Origin of the sequence: Pedobacter chinensis, assembly GCF_003339865.1 — a bacterium.
GTDB lineage: Bacteria > Bacteroidota > Bacteroidia > Sphingobacteriales > Sphingobacteriaceae > Pedobacter > Pedobacter chinensis.
In genome coordinates this window covers 502,068-520,651 of record NZ_QPKV01000003.1, presented here as the reverse complement: position 1 = coordinate 520,651, position 18,584 = coordinate 502,068, and the positions used below count along the sequence as shown (strand labels likewise).

At 37.2% G+C, this 18,584-nt stretch carries 16 protein-coding genes; 8 read left to right on the top strand and 8 right to left on the bottom strand.

Going from position 1 to position 18,584, the window contains the following annotated elements; all coding sequences use genetic code 11:
• Positions 1 to 73: 73 nt before the first annotated feature.
• Positions 74 to 3,256: a S41 family peptidase gene (locus DU508_RS07560; protein WP_115402225.1), complete on the bottom strand. Its 3,183-nt coding sequence runs from the start codon at positions 3,254 to 3,256 to the stop codon at positions 74 to 76.
• A gap of 75 nt (positions 3,257 to 3,331) precedes the next feature.
• Here DU508_RS07560 and DU508_RS07555 point away from each other — a divergent pair, with 75 nt between their 5' ends.
• From DU508_RS07555 to DU508_RS07540, 4 genes are all read left to right on the top strand, one after another.
• Positions 3,332 to 4,612 carry a glycosyltransferase gene (locus DU508_RS07555; RefSeq protein WP_115402224.1) on the top strand — a complete coding sequence of 427 codons (1,281 nt, stop codon included), beginning with the start codon at positions 3,332 to 3,334 and terminating at the stop codon, positions 4,610 to 4,612.
• Between the two features lie 8 nt (positions 4,613 to 4,620).
• On the top strand, positions 4,621 to 5,016 hold the full coding sequence (locus DU508_RS07550) for a DUF1016 N-terminal domain-containing protein (RefSeq protein WP_115402223.1): 396 nt from the start codon (positions 4,621 to 4,623) through the stop codon (positions 5,014 to 5,016).
• Positions 5,004 to 5,750, top strand: coding sequence for a glycosyltransferase family 2 protein (locus tag DU508_RS07545; RefSeq protein ID WP_115402222.1), 747 nt, complete (start codon positions 5,004 to 5,006; stop codon positions 5,748 to 5,750). Before DU508_RS07550 ends, DU508_RS07545 begins: the two co-directional genes overlap by 13 nt.
• Before the next feature lie 226 nt (positions 5,751 to 5,976).
• The gene (locus DU508_RS07540) at positions 5,977 to 6,537 is read left to right on the top strand and encodes a type 1 glutamine amidotransferase domain-containing protein (RefSeq protein ID WP_115402221.1); all 561 of its coding nucleotides are present in this window, start codon (positions 5,977 to 5,979) and stop codon (positions 6,535 to 6,537) included.
• 66 nt (positions 6,538 to 6,603) lie between these two features.
• Here DU508_RS07540 and DU508_RS07535 read toward each other — a convergent pair whose 3' ends face one another.
• The 7 genes from DU508_RS07535 to DU508_RS07505 all read right to left on the bottom strand — a co-directional run bounded on the left by DU508_RS07535 (position 6,604) and on the right by DU508_RS07505 (position 14,312).
• Positions 6,604 to 7,647 (bottom strand): hypothetical protein, encoded by a 1,044-nt coding sequence (locus tag DU508_RS07535; protein WP_115402220.1) that lies wholly within the window; start codon positions 7,645 to 7,647, stop codon positions 6,604 to 6,606.
• 130 nt (positions 7,648 to 7,777) lie between these two features.
• Positions 7,778 to 8,968 (bottom strand): serine hydrolase domain-containing protein, encoded by a 1,191-nt coding sequence (locus DU508_RS07530; protein ID WP_115402219.1) that lies wholly within the window; start codon positions 8,966 to 8,968, stop codon positions 7,778 to 7,780.
• Between the two features lie 31 nt (positions 8,969 to 8,999).
• On the bottom strand, positions 9,000 to 9,917 hold the full coding sequence (locus DU508_RS07525; protein WP_115402218.1) for a lysophospholipid acyltransferase family protein: 918 nt from the start codon (positions 9,915 to 9,917) through the stop codon (positions 9,000 to 9,002).
• 86 nt (positions 9,918 to 10,003) lie between these two features.
• Entirely contained in the window at positions 10,004 to 10,687 is a 684-nt protein-coding gene (locus tag DU508_RS07520; RefSeq protein ID WP_394341369.1) for a lysophospholipid acyltransferase family protein, read from the bottom strand.
• A gap of 15 nt (positions 10,688 to 10,702) precedes the next feature.
• Positions 10,703 to 11,092 carry an LpxL/LpxP family acyltransferase gene (locus tag DU508_RS24300; protein WP_394341368.1) on the bottom strand — a complete coding sequence of 130 codons (390 nt, stop codon included), beginning with the start codon at positions 11,090 to 11,092 and terminating at the stop codon, positions 10,703 to 10,705.
• Positions 11,093 to 11,520: 428 nt separating this feature from the next.
• Positions 11,521 to 13,326, bottom strand: a complete 1,806-nt coding sequence (gene typA / locus DU508_RS07510) for a translational GTPase TypA (protein WP_115402216.1) — start codon at positions 13,324 to 13,326, stop codon at positions 11,521 to 11,523.
• Between the two features lie 176 nt (positions 13,327 to 13,502).
• Positions 13,503 to 14,312, bottom strand: a complete 810-nt coding sequence (locus tag DU508_RS07505; RefSeq protein WP_233509407.1) for an alpha/beta hydrolase — start codon at positions 14,310 to 14,312, stop codon at positions 13,503 to 13,505.
• Positions 14,313 to 14,482: 170 nt separating this feature from the next.
• Between DU508_RS07505 and DU508_RS07500 the strand changes: the two genes are divergently transcribed.
• The 4 genes from DU508_RS07500 to DU508_RS07485 all read left to right on the top strand — a co-directional run bounded on the left by DU508_RS07500 (position 14,483) and on the right by DU508_RS07485 (position 18,415).
• Entirely contained in the window at positions 14,483 to 15,190 is a 708-nt protein-coding gene (locus DU508_RS07500; RefSeq protein ID WP_115402215.1) for an esterase family protein, read from the top strand.
• A gap of 200 nt (positions 15,191 to 15,390) precedes the next feature.
• Positions 15,391 to 16,452: an ATP-grasp domain-containing protein gene (locus DU508_RS07495; RefSeq protein WP_115402214.1), complete on the top strand. Its 1,062-nt coding sequence runs from the start codon at positions 15,391 to 15,393 to the stop codon at positions 16,450 to 16,452.
• Between the two features lie 27 nt (positions 16,453 to 16,479).
• A complete protein-coding gene (locus DU508_RS07490) occupies positions 16,480 to 17,580 on the top strand; it encodes a carboxylate-amine ligase (protein ID WP_115402213.1) in 1,101 nt (366 codons plus the stop codon).
• A gap of 7 nt (positions 17,581 to 17,587) precedes the next feature.
• Complete coding sequence (locus DU508_RS07485) at positions 17,588 to 18,415, top strand: type 1 glutamine amidotransferase (protein ID WP_115402212.1); 828 nt, start codon at positions 17,588 to 17,590, stop codon at positions 18,413 to 18,415.
• Positions 18,416 to 18,584 lie beyond the last annotated feature (169 nt).

The window sequence follows — 18,584 nt, the reverse complement described above, 5'->3', positions numbered from 1 at the left end:
CATATAATAGAAAAATCAAACCATAATTGAAACTTCAGAATGGGATTACATTCAAACAGTTAACCAATTAACCTTACTTCAAATCTTTCAAAATTTCTGCAACAGCTTTTTCCAACTGCGGGTCTTTATCATTTAAACGATCTTCAAAAGTATTCTTCACAAAAATATCTGGTTTAACACCTTCACTTTCCAGGTTCTTGCCATCCATGGTATAACAGCCCCACGATGGTAAGCGATAAGAAGAACCATCAACCAAGCCTTTTGCAGAAGTGAAAATAATCCAACGGTAAGTTTCAGTTCCGATGATTTTACCCAATTTTAACTGTTTGAAACCAGCGGCAGTCATTTCGGCATCACTTAAAGATTGTTCGTTAATTAACAGTACTATTGGTTTTACTGCAGGACCAAAATTACTTTGCGGCGCCAATTTTCCACCACGATATTTCCATTGCAAATACGGACGTTGAGAGAGAAATTTCAATACCTCATCATGAACATTTCCACCTGTATTATAGCGGAGATCAAGAATGATGGCATCTTTATTTTCTTCCTGCGCTACCATATCCAGTAAAAAGGTTTCGAGTTCACCTGAACCCATATTTTTCATATAAGAATAAGCAATCCGGTTATTCCCCCATTTATCCACATTTTTACGGTTATTGGCAATCCACTCATCATACAGATTTCCCCTTAATGCGCCAGCACTTTCCGGATGAATATTAACAAAAATCTGTTTACCATTTCTGTTAAAGGCTAAAGTCATTTCTTTATCCAATGATGGTTTACTGAAATAATAATCACGGTCAATTTTTTCATCCACCTTAACGCCATTTACTTCAGTTAAAATATCTCCGGTTAAGATATTTGTTCCGGTACGGGCTGCATTACTTTTCGCTGCAATACGGGCTACTTTCAGCGGATTTTCATTATCGAAGATAATTCCGGTTTCATTAGTGATGTAGGTTAAATTTTTCTTTTCTTCTGCTCCCAAACTGTTAAAGCCCATGTGTGATGAATTGAGCTCGCCCAGCATATCGTTTAACAGAATTCTCAAATCGCTGCGGTTATTTACGTAAGGCAGATAAGCAGCATAACGGATTCTCATTTTATCCCAATCTACCCCATGGAACTTTTCATCGTAAAAATTCTCATCCAAACCCACCCAGGTTTCGTAAAACATTTGATTAAATTCAGCATTAAGGTTTCTTGTGAATTTATATCCGTGGTCTATTTTATCTAATTTATTTCCCTCCAAAGTATATTTGTTAATCACACCTCTTGATAATATAAAGAATTTATCTCCGGCCTGAATAATGGAATAATCGCCGCCATCTGCAACTTTTTCAGTTTTATTTGCTTCGAAAGGCTCTAGCGTAGTGCGGTAAAGTCCGGGTGCACCGCCCTCATGATTAGAAGAATAAAAAACATAAGTTTTATCGCCTTTGGCAAAAACATCTGTTCCATATTGCCCCCCAAAAGCAGGACCAACCAATTCTATCCTATCTAAAATATCTTGTGTATTAATGTTGATCACATTTGCTGGTTTCGGAGTGGGTTTAACCTCTGCTTTCTTTTTAGCAGTATCGGCTTTAACTTTTTTAGTATTGGCAACAACTGGTTTTACTTCTGCAGGTTTGGTTTCCTTAAACAAATCATCGAATTTATCAGAACGATAAGGCTCATCATAATTATTTAAAGCCATGCGGTAAATGTGTGCGTTAGCCATTCCGGTTGGATAAGATGGTTTGGTACGTGCGCTCGTAAAGAAAATGTATTTACCATCTGGCGACCATGCCGGTCCGGTTTCAGTTACGCCTGTATTGGTTAAATTGATGGTTTTATTCCCCTTGATGTTGTGCACTACAAGATCCTGTTCAAAGTTTCTGTAAACAGTAAACAGAACGTACTCATCATTAGGAGAAAAGCTTGGGGCTGAATTTTGAAATGCCCAGAACTCATCAGTTATCAAAGTTTTACTCTCGAAAGTTTTCAGATCCATCAACTTCAATTCATTTCTGCCACTTAAATAAACGGCCATGGTTTTGCTTTTATTCAGTGTAATATCACGATTGTTTGCTTTATCTTTTGTAAGCTGCTTAACAGTTCCTTTTCCATCGCCCGTAATGGTAAACCAATTTTGGTAGCCATTTGCAGTTTGACTAAATAGTATTGTTTTATTATCAGCAAGCCATTTGCATTCCATTGCACGTTCGCCGCTATTGGTAATTTTACGGATGAATTTCCCATCGGCATCACTAACAAACACCTCTCCTCTTGATATAAAAGCAATTTTCTTTCCATCAGTTGAAGCATCAAAGGCAGAAATATTAGCACGAACATCATATTCCTGCTCTTTACTCAAAACCTGATTTCTTGAAGTGCTGATATTTACTTTTTCGGTTTTCTTTGAAGCTACATCGTAAGTATACAACTGGTAATCTTTTTCAAAAACCACAGTGGCTCCATTTGCAGCAACAAACGGACGTTTAATAGACGTTTCGAAATTGGTTAAACCGGTTTTCTTTCCATCGATGAAAGTGTAGAGATTGTATTCGTCATTTCCCTCATCTGAAACGAAAAACACATTTCCTTTTTGATCAACGCTTGTCCAGAAATCTTTTCCAATGTAATCTGTATAGCGCTTATAAGTTTTAGTTTTAGGGTTGTAAGATTGAATATCGGGATTATAAGCACCTTTATAATGTTTACGGTTGGTAAAACGATAACTTTCCCAGGTGTCGTTAAAGAACAATTCTCCATTTGGAGATTCAGCGATGTGGTGCGTGGTGTTAAAATAGTTATCGAACAAACGAACAGCTGTTCCTCCATCAATACTTACTTTGTAACTGGAAAAAGAATTATATCGCCCGGAAGTGAAATAAATTGTTTTTGAGTCCCAACTCCAGTTATCCACTTCATCCGATGCATCGTTAAAAGTTAATTGCTTAATGTCGCCACCGTTTATTGGCATTACATAAACATCATGATTACCAAACTGGTTAGATGAAAAAGCCAGCCATTTACCATCCGGAGAAACTTTTGGATTGATCTCTTCTCCCTGCATAGCTGTAATTCGCGATGCAACGCCACCTTTTACCGGAACTTTCCAGATATCGCCATCATAGCTAAATACTATGGTTTGCGCATCAGGCGTTAAAGCTGGGTACGATGCAAAATAAGTCTGGTTTTGTGCAAATGAATGAAATGGCAACAAAAACGCTATTGCTGTAAGCGAGTTTAGTAGGGTTTTGATCATGATTTTTATTTGTTTGGGTTCGGATGGTTGAAATTACACAACAGATTTTATATTCGTAAACAATAAAATGTATTTTTGATTGATTTGAAAGTAGTTCACTTAAATACCTATGATGGAAATGGCGGAGCAGGACGAGCCTGTTTACGCCTGAGCGATGCGTTGAGCGCAAGCGGCATTGATTCGAAGGTTTTGGTGTATTATAAATTCGGGCAGAATCCGCAGATTGATACTTTTAGTAAATCGGCCATGCAAAAGGCTCAAGCGGTTTATAATATTTTATCAGAAAGATATTATGCCAAATGGTTAAGCAAATCGGTTAAAACACCTTTCAGTTTACAATGGTTTGGGCGTTCAATCAAAAACCATCCGGAAGTTAAAAGTGCTGACGTGATTCATTTGCACTGGATTAATCACGGTTTTCTTACTCCTAAATTTTTGGCAGAGTTGGATGAGTTGGAGAAACCAATTGTTTGGACTTTTCACGATAGCAATGCTTTTACGGGTGGTTGCCATGTTCGTTATGGCTGCGAAAATTTTCATCAGCAATGTGGCAATTGCCCTATTTTAAAAATTAGCGGCAAAAACGATTTCTCACATAAAACATGGCTGCGTAAGCAAAAAGCATATACCGAACTTAACTTTCATATTGTGGCTCCAAGTAACTGGATGGCTAAATCGGTAAAGTTTAGCAGTTTACTTGGCACAAGGAAAACATCAGTAATCCCCAACACCATAGAAACAAAAATTTTCAAACCTTATGTTAAAGCCGAGGCAAAGAAGATTTTGAAAATCAATCCTGATCGGTTTGTTTTAATGAGCGGTTTTATGCCTTCAAAAAATGATAAGCATAAAGGAACGCCCTATTTAATTGAAGCTTTGGAAATTCTTTCCCGCCGAGCTGGCATAAAAAAAGAAAATATTGAATTGGTTATTTTCGGCAATAAGGCAAATACTGAAATGCCTGAGTTTCCATTTAAAACTACCTTTCTGGGCACAATAAACAAAGATGATCATTTGGCTAAATGTTATTCAGCAGCTGATGCTTTTATCACACCATCACTGGAAGATAATTTACCCAACACTGTAATGGAAAGTCTGGCTTGTGCTACTCCCGTTATTGCTTTTACCACCGGAGGGATTCCGGACATGGTTAAGCACATGCAAAATGGATATTTGGCCGAATATCAAAATGCTGATGATTTGGCCAATGGCATTGAGTGGTTATATCATCGCCCGAATAAAGAAGAAGTACAGAAAGCAGCCAGATTAAGCATTTTAACTGATTTCTCGGAAGAAGTAATTGCCGCTGAGCACATTCATTTGTATGAAACCCTGATTGATTTACAGCCTAAATAATTATAACTATGAAATTATCTAAAAACCATCTTGATAACATTAAGGCGCTGAAATCAGCAATTTTACAAAGTCCTTATCGGGCAGCCTCATTAGTTAACAAAGCGCTTTTAACGCTGTATTTTGCTGTTGGTAAATTTATTTCAAACCAAATTAAAGAGGAAAAATGGGGCGCGAAAGTTATAGAAAATCTTTCTGCTGATTTACAACCTGAACTACCTGGTTTAAGAGGTTTTTCAGCAACTAACATGAAAAGGATGAGGCTCTTTTTTGAGTCTTGGAACGAGCATTCACTAATTAGTCCGACACTGTCGGCCCAATTGAAAAAAAGTTTTTCAAATGTAAGTTTCACACATCACATAAAAATTCTACAAAGCACAAAATATGGATTAGTATGCCTAAACTAACGATCATCACCATTGTGTACAATAACGTTCGGGATATTGAGCGAACGATTAACTCTGTATTGAATCAAACGTATAAAAAAATCGAGTACATCATTATTGATGGAAAATCTACCGATGGCACTTTAAACATTATTGAAAAATATAAAAGCAGCATTTCTAAAATTGTATCAGAACCTGATCAGGGAATTTATGATGCGATGAATAAAGGATTGGCATTGGCCACGGGAGATTATGTTTTATTCATGAATTCAGGAGATGAAATTTACGATGAACAAACTGTTCAGAATGTTTTTGATTCTGCCCCTGGTGCCGATATTTATTATGGCGAAACGGAAATGTATAATGATAATTGGGAAAGTTTAGGCAGAAGAAGACACGAGGCTCCTGAAGAGTTTGATTGGAAAAGCTTTAAATATGGCATGAGCATCAGCCATCAGGCTATTTACATTCGAAAAAGCATTACTACACCTTACGATTTAACTTACAAATACAGCGCTGATATTGATTGGATAATCAAAGCAGCCAAAAAAGCATCGAATATTGTAAATGTTCATCGTTATGTTGCCAAATATCTGGTTGGTGGAATGAGCAAAAAGAAACATCGTGAAAGCTTAAAAGAGCGGTTTAAAATATTCACAAAATACTACGGATTAATCCCAAATATTTTTAATCATCTCATTATTGCTTGTAACCTGGTGTGGTACTTTATAAAACACCGCAGAACGAATGATTAAATAAATTTCTCGTGCTCTAATTAATATTAACCCGGGTTTATTATTAATTTATTTTTAGATTGCTTCACCCCAATACACAACCCTACCCTTTGGTTCGCAATGACGCTTCCTTTTTCGTCTTACTACTTATTTACAATACTCAAAACATCCCAATCTCAAATTTCTAAAAACAAAATTTCCTTTAATACTGTCTTTAAATATATTACTTATTAAAAACTAAAAGATTATGGGACAATTAAGTAACCGCACTATTGCTGTTCTTTCAGAAAGCGGATTTGAAGAAGTTGAATTAACCGAGCCAGTAAAAAGGTTAAAAGAAGAGGGTGCCACCGTTCACATTATCTCTTCGAAAAGTGGAAAAATTAAAGCCTGGAATCACGACCATTGGTCAATAGAAGTAGATGTTGATAAAACAATCAGTGAAGTAAAAGCTGAAGATTATAATGGATTAGTATTACCAGGAGGTGTGATTAATCCGGATCAGTTACGGGTTAATGAAGAGGCGATTGCTTTTGTAAAAGCATTCTTTGAAGATGGAAAGCCTGTTGCTGCTATCTGCCACGGGCCTCAAACTTTAATTAACGCAGATGTGGTTCAGGGAAGAAAGCTTACGTCTGTCAAAAACATTTCACAGGATTTGATTAATGCCGGAGCAATCTGGTCTGACGAAGAAGTGGTGGTAGATCAGGGTTTGGTAACAAGTCGTACACCCGAAGATTTGCCTGCTTTTAATGATAAAATTGTAGAGGAATTTGCAGAGGGAGTACACGAGGGGCAGCACGCCTAAACGTTTTGGACGCTCTTCTAAATTCACTCAGAAAGCGGTTGGTAATTTACCAGCCGTTTTCGTTTTTTATAGCTTAACCTGCCTGATGATATTTTTGATGTTCAATTCAATAATATCAGTCATGTTTTGGCATTTCAGGTAGTTTGAGTCTTTAAAGTAATCGCTCATGCTTCGTTTGAGCAGCTCAATGTTTTCAGGCGTGGTTAACTCTTCCTTACTGGAAACATCACGAAGATCTGTTAAACGGTGGCGTTCACTTCTAACCCGATGGACAATTGATGAACGTTCTTCTTGCTGGTATTGTAAAACTGTTTTTTCGGTTAACTGTTCCATGCTCATTTTTACATAAGGCAGGTTTTCTTTGAAAAACTGAGGCAAGTAAACCTTTAAATTTCCTTCATAAAACTGTTGGTCGAAATCAATAGCCCTGATACGAAATTGGATATCATCAAAATCCGGAGTAATTTGCACAACGAAATTATAGGCTCTCATATCGCCCAGAAGCATAATCAAACAACGCTCATTAAACTTTACAAATTCTTTTGCAATACGTGTTGGATTAAATTCTGGTGTATATAATTGTCCTTTTGTAAAAACATCACCCGGAATCCCTGCAATGTGTTCCTCCACTAAGGTATCGCCATCCACTAAATAATTTACCTGGTTAGGAGAAAGAATCTCTTCCATTTCCAAACCGTAAATACGGGAGGCATCGGCTTTTTTGATATAGAAATAATCATAAACATCATTCAAACGGTTTACAATTCTAATGCGAAACGGATGTGTGTTTCCAAAGGTGCAGTATTCAATTTTATCAATGTATTTATGCTCAACGATGCGAAGATTTCCTGACGCTTTGAGGTTCGCATAAATTTCTTTTAAGCCATTATGCAAGGGTTCAATAAGATCCTGGGCATAAATCGGCCCTTCCCAAAGTGAATCTTTCCCAAATTTATCCATTAAAGGAAAAGCCTCATTAAATTGCATCAGATCATGATAACCAATAGGCAATTTCGCCTCACGCTGATAAGTTCTCAAGTACTTCTGCAATGCAGGCGTTACCGGAAAAATCGGTTTCTTTTTAGAAATTTTTACATCGTTATTTTCCATTGATAAGCAATGTACTATTTTAAAAATTTAACCGCAAAGAATTTAAAGTAAGGTGTAAAGAACGTAAAGCTGGAAGCCAAACTTATCCTTTCTTTGCAAAGAAGCCTTGCGTACTTTAGGATAAAAGGCACTAAAGTTTTGGATAATTAAATGGCAAACCTGCCAAATACCTGCTTATTTTACGGTAGGGATAATCTCCTGCGCCATGATCGGCAAACTGAACAATAATTGTTCTTGTTTTCGGATCTATGTATAACCTTTGTCCAAGCATTCCTTCCGCAGCATAATCTCCTTTTTCTTCTGCTTGCGGTATCCACCAAAGATTGTGATGCGCCGATTTTTGCCAGCCTTTGGCAGATGCAGGTTTTTCATTTCCAATATCGATGGATTGTTTTATCCAATCTTCTGGCAAAACCTGAATATTATTATACTTTCCATTGTTGAGAAATAAACGGCCTACTTTAGCCCAATCTATTGCAGTAACCTGAAACCTGCTAGCCGTATTTACCAACCCACCTTCATGATCTAAGCCCCATGTGGAATTATATTGAGCTCCGATTTTTTTCCATACCTGTTCTTCAAAATATTTTGCCAGTGTCTTTCCGGTGGCCCTTTCTATTACCCATCCTAACAATATCGGATCTATACTTTTATATTTCCAAACTGTACCAGGTCTGTTCGCCAATTTCACTTTCATCAGCTCGGCTTTCATATCATGAGTATAGTAGTATTTAGCTTCATCTGATAAAAAGGCCTTAACAATTCCGCCCAATGCATCTTGAAATTCCAATCCGGATTTCATATCCAACAGGTTCTTTAATGTAAGATTTGCAAATGCAGGATTCGCAGCCAATTCTGGAATATATTTTATAACCCTATCTGATAAATTTTTAATTTTCCCCTCGTTTAGCGCCTGTCCGACCAGAATGGAAACCATACTTTTTGCTCCAGAAAAAACGGTTGTCAAAGTGGTATCACTATACCCTGCACTATATTTCTCATATAAAACACTGTCGTTTCTAATCACAATAAAAGCTTTTAATCTCCCGTTCTTAAAATAGACTTCAAAAGGAATGGATTGATGATTACCATCTAAAACATGGAGCGTATCCAAATCATTTCTCATTTTATCAGCACGATGAAAATGAAAAGCAGCATCACTTTTATGAACGATAGCCTGTGGAAAGGCTTTGTAGGTCAGCGCATCGGGCGTTCGATACCACAAAACCCTGACTAAATAAGTATTCCAGGTAAATAATCCTATGAAGAATAAAATGATGATCAGGAAAAAATAGAAGAGTGCTTTTTTTACAATTTTCATTGGTCATGATTATACCAACAAATATAAAAGATTAGGCTTGTTGACGATGTTCCATTTGCGTTAAAGTTACCGATTTTGCTCTCGGTTTATACTTCCATCTTCGGTGACTCCACAACCAATACTCTGGTGTTTTACGAATCATTTCCTCTAAAAAACGGGTATGCATTTCTGTAATTTCGAATTCTTCAGTTTCAGCAGGATTTAAGCAAAGCGGCACACAATCCACTTCATAATAGCCGCGTTTCAGAACTTTAACCTCGAAATAAAATATAGGTTGATTTGTTTTTTTAGCGATTTTTTCAATTCCCAGTTGAATAGAGGCTTGTTGACGCAAAAAGGTAGTCCAATAGTGCGATTCGTCTTTTGATGGGGCCTGATCGTTTCCAAAACTAAACATACTTGACTTACCTTTACTTGCTGCTAAGGCCCGCATGGTTTGCCGCATGGCGATGAGTTTATTTCCGAAGCGGCTACGTACTTTTTTAAACCAGTGATCAAAAATCGGATTGCTTAAAGGCTTGTAAATGGGATAATGATCGCCTGGAAAATTTAAGCCAATTCCTAATGTGCCCCACTCCCAATTGCCATAGTGCGCCGAACAAATGAGAATGCTTTCACCACGGTTAAGGTAGGCTAAAGCAAGTTCCTTATTTTTGAAAACAAAGCGTTTCTCAATTTCTTTTCTTGAGATATTGTTCATTTTCACGATTTCAAAAATCAACGAGGCAAGGTATTTAAAAAAGCGTTTTTCGATTTCGATAATTTCCGGCAATGTTTTTTCTGGCAATGCATTCAACAGGTTTTCCCGAACTACTTTTTTACGGTAACCGAAAACATGATAGATTAACACATAAACAATATCAGCCAATGTGTACAAAACAGGTAACGGCAGTAAAGATAATACGCCTAAAAAAAATATTCCCAGATGGGAAATCCCCTTTTTAATCATGTCAGATTAGTTTATTTCAAAAAATTAAAAACGCCAAAACATCCTAAAAAGATTTAGGTTCTATTTCAGATCTTCAAAAAATCAACTTAAGCCAAACTTGCTGAAACATCTCCCTTACTTTCTACAAAATTAATCAATTTATTTTGTGGCTTATATTTCCATCTGCGATGGCTCCACAACCAGTAAGCTGGCTTTTCTTCAATCATTTCTTGCAGAAAACGAGTATGTGCTTCTGTGATCTCAAATTCCTTGGTTTGATTTGGATGTAAGCAAATTGGAACACAATCCACTTCGTAATAACCTCTTTTTAAATAGTTAATCTTTAAATAGAAAATAGGACGATTGGTTTTCCTTGCAATTTTCTCTATCCCAAGTTGAACCGAGGTTTCTTGATTTAAAAAGTTTGTCCAGTAGATAGATTCTTCTTTTGCCGGCGCTTGATCACTACCAAAAGTAAACATGCTGGCTGTATTTTTGCTGGCTTGAATGGCTCGCATTGTTTGGCGCATAGCAACCATATTATTCCCGAATTTACTTCTCATGGTTAAAAACCAATGATCAAAAGATTCACTACTTAATGGTTTATAAATTGGGTAATGTTTCCCGGAGAAATTTAGTCCGATTGCCATACAAACCCATTCATAATTACCGTAGTGAGATGAGCAAAAAAGCACGCTTTCGTTGTTTTGCAGGTAAGCCTCAACTAAATCTACATTCTTAAATTTTACACGTTTAGAGAGCTCTTTTTTAGAGATACTTTTCATTTTAATTACCTCAACAAATAGCTAGGACAAAAATTTGTAGTATTCCTTTTCTATGGCATTTAGCTCTAACGAACTTTTGTCGGGAAAGGCATTGTATAAATTCTCCTTAACCACTTTTCTACGATATCCAAAAACGTAAAAAATTAATAAATAAAAAGCATCAGCTAATCTATATAGTAGAAACAGTGGTAAAAGAGAAAGTGTATTTAATAAAAATATCCCTAAATAGGATAGGCTCTTACTAATCATAAATGGGATAATTGTTTGTTTAAACAAAACTAATAGGGAATTAAAAATCAACTGCCATTGAATTGTTAGTTTTTTATTCCCAAAAGGTTTATGAAAAATGGCTGACAAAAAATTAATCGGGTGAATAATTTCTGGTAAGTTTTGCAAGAAAATTATTCCCATAAGCACAGTCTTAATTTCTGTAAACCTTATTGAAGCGATATCCTTTTAAAACTGCAGCGACTTTAAATAACCTGTCATGCTGAGGCACGAAGCATCTGCAACCGATGAAACAAGGACTTCGTGCCAGCACGGCAGAAGTTTTTTAAAAGATTTAGCGGAAAGAAGGACTGACATTAAAAAGCACGCAACAACTGCTTTTCAAATTTTATCCCCACCTGATATCCCCTTGGAAAAACCTCTTCCTATTAAGTTCTTACTTTGGTAAATTAGTGACTGCCCCCTAATCTTGAAGAAGAGAACAGTGGTTTCAAACTGAAGCCAAAATTCATCCAACTTAGATGTTCTTAACTGTCTCGGGCGGGGTTAAAACCCTCAACGCAAAAAGCCCCGGTTTACACCGGGGCTTTGATATTATTTACTTAAAGGATTTAAGCGAATTGCTTTCCTTTAACTTTACGTTCTTGCTCTGTTAAGAAGATTTTACGTAAACGCATACTCGCAGGTGTAACCTCAATATACTCATCAGCCTGGATGTACTCCATAGCCTCTTCTAACGAGAATTTAATTGCAGGTGCAATACGAGTGTTATCATCAGTACCAGATGCACGCATGTTGGTTAACGCTTTTCCTTTAACAACGTTTACCACTAAATCATTATCACGGATGTGTTCGCCCATAATCTGACCTTCGTAAACATCAGTTCCCGGATCAACAAAGAAACGACCTCTATCCTGTAACTTATCAATTGAATAAGCAGTAGTCTGACCTTTTTCCATTGAAACCAATACACCATTCAAACGACCAGGGATTGTTCCTTTCCAAGGCTCATAGGCTTTGAAACGGTGAGCCATAATCGCCTCGCCAGCTGTAGCAGTTAATACATTGTTACGCAAACCAATAATACCACGTGATGGAATTTCGAATTCAAGGTGTTGTAAATCACCTTTTGGCTCCATAATCAATAACTCGCCTTTACGTTGTGTTACCAATTCAATTACTTTACCGGAAACTTCGCCAGGAACATCAACGATTAGGGTTTCAATCGGCTCATGTTTTTTACCATCGATTTCTTTAACGATAACCTGTGGCTGACCAACCTGAATTTCATAACCTTCGCGGCGCATGGTTTCAATTAATACCGATAAATGGAGAATTCCACGACCGTAAACCAACCATGAATCAGGAGATGCAGTTTCAACAACTTTCAAAGCTAAGTTTTTCTCCATCTCTTTGTATAAACGTTCTTTAATACGTTGAGAGGTTACTAATTTACCTTCTTTACCAAAAAACGGAGAGTTGTTAATCGTAAACAACATATTCATTGTTGGCTCATCAATACTGATTACCGGTAATTGCTCCGGTGCCTCAAAATCAGCGATAGTGTCACCAATATCGAAACCATCAATACCTACAACGGCACAAATATCACCCGATGCCACTTCAGTGGTACGAATTTTACCTAAACCTTCGAAAGTATAAAGTTCTTTTACTCTTGATTTAACGATTTTGCCATCGCGTTTAATTAAAGTAACCGGTTGGTTTTCTCTGATTATACCACGGTGTACACGACCAATTGCTATACGACCAACGAAAGATGAATAATCTAATGAAGTAATTTGCATTTGCAAAGTACCTTCGTTAATTGGTGCAGGAGGAATGTTAGCTACCACCGCATCTAATAAAGCGAAAATATCAGTAGTTGGTTTTTGCCAGTCAGTGCTCATCCATCCTTGTTTAGACGACCCGTAAATTACCGGGAAATCCAATTGCTCTTCTGTAGCTTCCAGGTTAAAGAACAATTCGAAAATTTGCTCATAAACCTCTTCAGGACGACAGTTTTCTTTATCTACCTTGTTTACCACCACAATCGGTTTTAAACCAAGTGCCAAAGCTTTTTGCGTTACGAAACGTGTTTGAGGCATTGCCCCTTCAAAAGCATCGCAAAGTAAAAGTACACCATCTGCCATCTTTAAAACACGCTCTACCTCACCGCCAAAATCCGCGTGACCAGGAGTGTCAATAATGTTAATTTTTACATCTTTGTATTGAACAGATACGTTTTTAGATACAATGGTAATGCCACGCTCACGCTCTAAATCGTTATTGTCCAATATTAAATCTCCTGTATTTTCGTTGTCACGAAAAATAGAACAAGAGTGTAAAATCTTATCAACCAACGTGGTTTTACCGTGGTCAACGTGTGCTATAATAGCTATATTTCTAATCTTTTGCATAAAATGCGCCTCAAATTTGGCGCAAAGATAGTGTTTTGAAATGGATTTTATACTATATGCTCCACTATTTAATGCGATAATGATACTGTAATGAGCTCATTTTTAATTAGAAAACACCAGACAGCAATCAAGTTGTTAAATGATCATTGAATTGTAGAAACGGACTTTAAGTTCCCCTAAACTTCGAATGCCCAGTTTAAGAAAGATGGAATTACACTTTCCCAAGTAGCTACATCATGTTTACCACCAACTTTTTCGTAGTAAAAAACATGTTCTGGTCGTTTATAACCTTTGTTTAAAAGCGCTTTAACCACGTCGATCGTGTCATCAATCGAATCGATGATCAGATTTTGATTACGATCTGCCTTTTCATCCTCAGTCCCGGTCATCAACCAGAATTTCATGTCTGATTTGGTAGAAGTAGTATCAATCAATGAATGCAAAATGCGATCTGCATCAGTATAACCATCAGTCAAATCTTTTGTACGCCACCAGAAAGCGCCCGAGAAAACACCAATTACATCAAAAACCGTTGGGTTTTTCCAGGCAATATCAAAGGCCGATAATCCCCCTAATGAAAATCCTGCAAAACCCACCTTACCTGTAATGGGCATGGCGATTTTCTTTTTCACAAAAGGTAAAAGTTCTTTAATGATGAAATCAGAATACAAGTTGGCTTTGGCTCCGCGACCTTTAAAATCAGGAATGCCTGCAACGCCATATTCCATTAAACGATCTGCCGATGCTTTTATGGCAACAACAATTAACCGATGGTTTCTTTTATTATGATGTGCGTTTTCCAGAATGGCCTTAAAATCCATTTTAGCCACATCCTGACCATCATTTAACAAAAGAAGTTCTATTTTTTCATTACCTAAAATGCCTTCAGGCGCATAAATATCTATTTCAACCTCGCGCTTTAAAAAAGCAGAAGGTATCTTAAAATTACTGGTATTAACTTTTACTGATAATATTGTTGTGTACATAATATTCAATCCCCTTATCACCCGGCACCGCCTCAGAATTTCGGCAAAGGTACAAATCTTGATAAATTATTAATTATTAGCCATCAATTTTTACATTATGCTTTTATTTTAAACCATTTGCATTCTTTTTATTGAATATAATTTCTATCTTAAAACATTCAATTTTTTATATGGTTAAAGAAGAACATAAAAAGTGGTACAGCCCAAATTTAAGTGCTGAAATCGACATGCTCATCTTTGGTCACGGCGGTATCCCTATTCTGCTGTTCCCAACAAGCATGGGACGATATTTCGAAAATAAAGATTTCAAATTGATCGACTCCGTAGAGGGTTTTATTAATGAGGGAAAGATTAAGATTTATTGCCCGGATGGTATTGATAAATTAAGCTGGTACAACAAGAGCATACATCCTGCAGACAGAGTTAAAAATCATATCTGGTACGATAAATATCTTCTGGAGGAAGTAGCACCTTTAGCCAGGAATGAAACCGGGCATAGTAAAATCATTACCGCCGGCTGTAGCTTCGGAGGTTATCATGCGGCCAATTTTGCCTTCAGGCATCCCTGGCTGGTAAGCCATATGTTTAGCATGAGTGGTGCATTTGATATCAGTGGACAGTTGGATGGTTTTTATAATGATGATGTTTATTTCAACAACCCCGTAGATTACTTATTAAACAACAGCAATCCCGAGTTACATTACATGAAAATTGTTTTGGGCACAACGGACAGGGATATGTGTAAGCCGGATAATGAACGATTGTCACATATTTTAAATCAAAAAGGAATTGATCACTGGCTGGATATTCGTCAAAATGCAGATCATGATTGGCCAATCTGGAGAGAGATGTTTCCTAATTACATAGCACAATTATAAGTTGGCAATTGCCAGCTTACCATTACCCAATAATCAATTTATATAGTAATCATTAAAACAATTGAACGATTAACCAGTTACACCATTAAAAGTTAACAATTGGCAGTTGCCAGCTAACACTTGCCAAATAATCAATTTACACAATTAACAGTTAATCATTAAACGATTAACCAGTTACAACAATTAAATCAATAGTACCAATGAAAAAAATAGGGATTTTATTTGGCCAGGAACGTTCTTTTCCTGAAGCCGTTGTAGAGAGAATTAATCAAAAAGCAGAAAAAGACATTACGGCCGAGCCTGTTAAAATAGAAAAAATACTTCAGAACTCGCCTTTGGATTATGCCGTGATTATCGATCGTATCTCTCAGGATGTACCATTTTACCGGGCATCTTTAAAAAATGCAGCCATTACCGGAACCGCTGTAATCAATAATCCTTTTTGGTGGAGTGCCGATGAGAAATTCTTTAATAATGCACTGGCAGAACAAATCGGTGTTCCCGTTCCGAAAACCGCATTGATTCCATCCAGACAACATCCAACAGGCACAACAGGCGAATCATTTTCAAATTTAACCATGCCGTTAAACTGGGATGCTATTTTTGATTATGTTGGGTTTCCTGCTTATATGAAACCCTTTGATGGCGGAGGATGGAGAGATGTTTATAAACTCCATGACAAGGAAGACTTTTTTGACAAACACAGCGGAACGGAGCAGCTGGTTATGTTATTGCAGGAAGAAATCATTTTTGATGAATATTTCAGATGTTATTGCATCGGTGGGAAACACGTTCGTATTATGCAATATGAGCCACGCAACCCTCATCATTTACGGTATGCGGTTGATCAAGCGCCATCAAGCGAAAAATTGTTAAAAACGATTGAAGAATATACCATTAAATTGTGTACTTATTTAGGTTACGACTTTAATACCGTTGAATTTGCGGTAAGAGATGGCGTGCCTATTGCTATCGATTTCTGTAACCCTGCACCCGATGCCGATATTAAAAGTGTTGGACAGGAAAATTTTGATTGGGTGGTGGAAACAACCGCAAACTATGCCATTGAAAGAGCAAAGGCACAAAAACCCGGTCAGGATAATTTAACCTGGGGCGAATACATTAAAGCATCAGTTGCTGGTAAGCCACTTATTGCAAAAGCTGCCACTAAATCGGCCGCACCAAAAGCCAAAGCAGCAAAAGCACCTTCAAAACCTAAAGCTGAAACAAAACCAGTTGCTAAAAAAGCGCCAATAAAATAAAAGGGATTTTAACCAAATATTACTAAAATGAATGAATTTACACTGGGCATAGAGGAAGAATACATGGTAATTGATCCCGTTACCAGGGAGCTTACCTCGCATGACCAAAAAATTGTTGAAGCTGCACAGAAAATACACAAAGATCAGGTTAAAGCAGAAATGCACCAGGCAGTGGTGGAGGTTGGCACAGGCATTTGCAGAACAACAGAAGAGGCCCGTAAAGAAATTTCTCAATTGAGATATACCGTTTCACAACTTGCGGGCGAACAAGGATTAAGAATAGGTGCAGCTGGCACTCACCCATTTTCACATTGGGAAAAACAACTGATCACAGAACACCCACGTTATAATGAAATTGTAAACGAGCTACAGGAAGCAGCCCGTTCTAACCTGATTTTTGGTTTACATGTACATGTAGGTTTTCAATCTCGCGAATTGGCCATACATATTGCAAATCAGGTTCGGTATTTCTTACCCCATGTATTTGCTTTGTCAACCAATTCTCCTTTTTGGGAATCGAGAAATACGGGTTATAAATCTTTTAGGACCAAGATTTTTGATAAGTTTCCACGCACTGGCATTCCTGATATTTTCAACAGCATTGAAGATTATGACAACTATGTAAAGTTGCTGATCAAAACCAATTGCATGGATAATGCGAAAAAGATCTGGTGGGATATTCGCGTGCATCCATTCTTCGACACCGTTGAATTTCGCATTTGCGATTGCCCGATGTTGATTGATGAAACCATGGCATTTACGGCTTTATTCCAGGCTTTATGCGCCAAACTTTACAAACTCCGCTTGCAAAACATGGAATTTATCAGCTATTCAAGAGCACTGATTAACGAAAACAAATGGCGTGCGGCACGTTATGGAATAGACGGAAACTTAATTGATTTTGGTAAAGAAATGGAAGTGAATTGCCGTAACCTTATTTTGGAGTTATTGGATTTTGTTGATGATGTGGTTGATGAATTAGGCTGTAGAAATGATATCAATTACGTCCATAAAATATTGGAACATGGTACTGGCGCAGATAGGCAGTTGGCAGTTTACCAACAAACTGGTAACTTTGAATCGGTGGTAGATTACATTACTACTCAAACACTTATAGGCGCAAAGTAATTTTATAATGGATAAAAGTAGCTTAAAGGTCGCCGTTATTGACATGAATAACGGTGCACCTAATCAGGGTATGCGGGGAATTCAGGAAATTTTATCCCGTTTTGGAAACGAAAACAATGTCGATCTATCTTTTGATATTTTTGATTTAAGGCAGAAAGACGAAATACCAGGTATTGAATATGATGCTTACATTTCAAGTGGCGGCCCAGGCAGCCCGGTTGAAAGTAAGGGAGAGAAATGGGAGAATGATTTCTTTAATCTTTTAGATCAAATTGAAGCTTTTAATGCAGCAAATGATGATCAAAAGAAATATGCGTTTTTAATTTGCCATTCTTTTCAATTGGCTTGTAGAAAATATGCATTGGGAAATGTTACCGAAAGACGTTCAAATGCTTTTGGAATTTTCCCCATTACCTTAACAGAAGATGGAGAAAGTGATGAAATTTTCGATGGCATTACCAATCCTTTTTTCTCGGTTGATAGTAGAGACTGGCAGGTAATTGAACCAGATTTTGCAGCTTTCGAAGCGAAAGGGGCTAAACTTTTAGCAATAGAAAAAGAACGCAAACATGTTAATTTGGAAAGGTGCATGATGTCCATCCGTTTTTCTGATGAAATCATTGGCACGCAATTCCACCCGGAGGCAGATCCTGTGGGCATGAAAATGTATCTCCTACTAGAAGAAAAGAAAAAGGCTATTATTGATTTGCATGGAGAACAAAAGTATTTGGATATGCTGAACAGTTTGGATGATCCTGCAAGAATTGTATTAACTCAAAGTGTTATTTTACCAAATTTCCTGCGTAAGGCAATAGGGAATTTGCAAGAGGCCTAAAGCCAATAATTAAAGAAAGGTTTGTGTTATTGTCATTCTGAGCGCAGCGAAGAATCCCTAACCTAAGAACCACAGGATTAACGGTTGCGGTAGATTTACTTTCTGCTACTATGCTGCGGATTCTTCGCTGCGCTCAGAATGACAAAACTATTTCAAGGTTACTTATTGG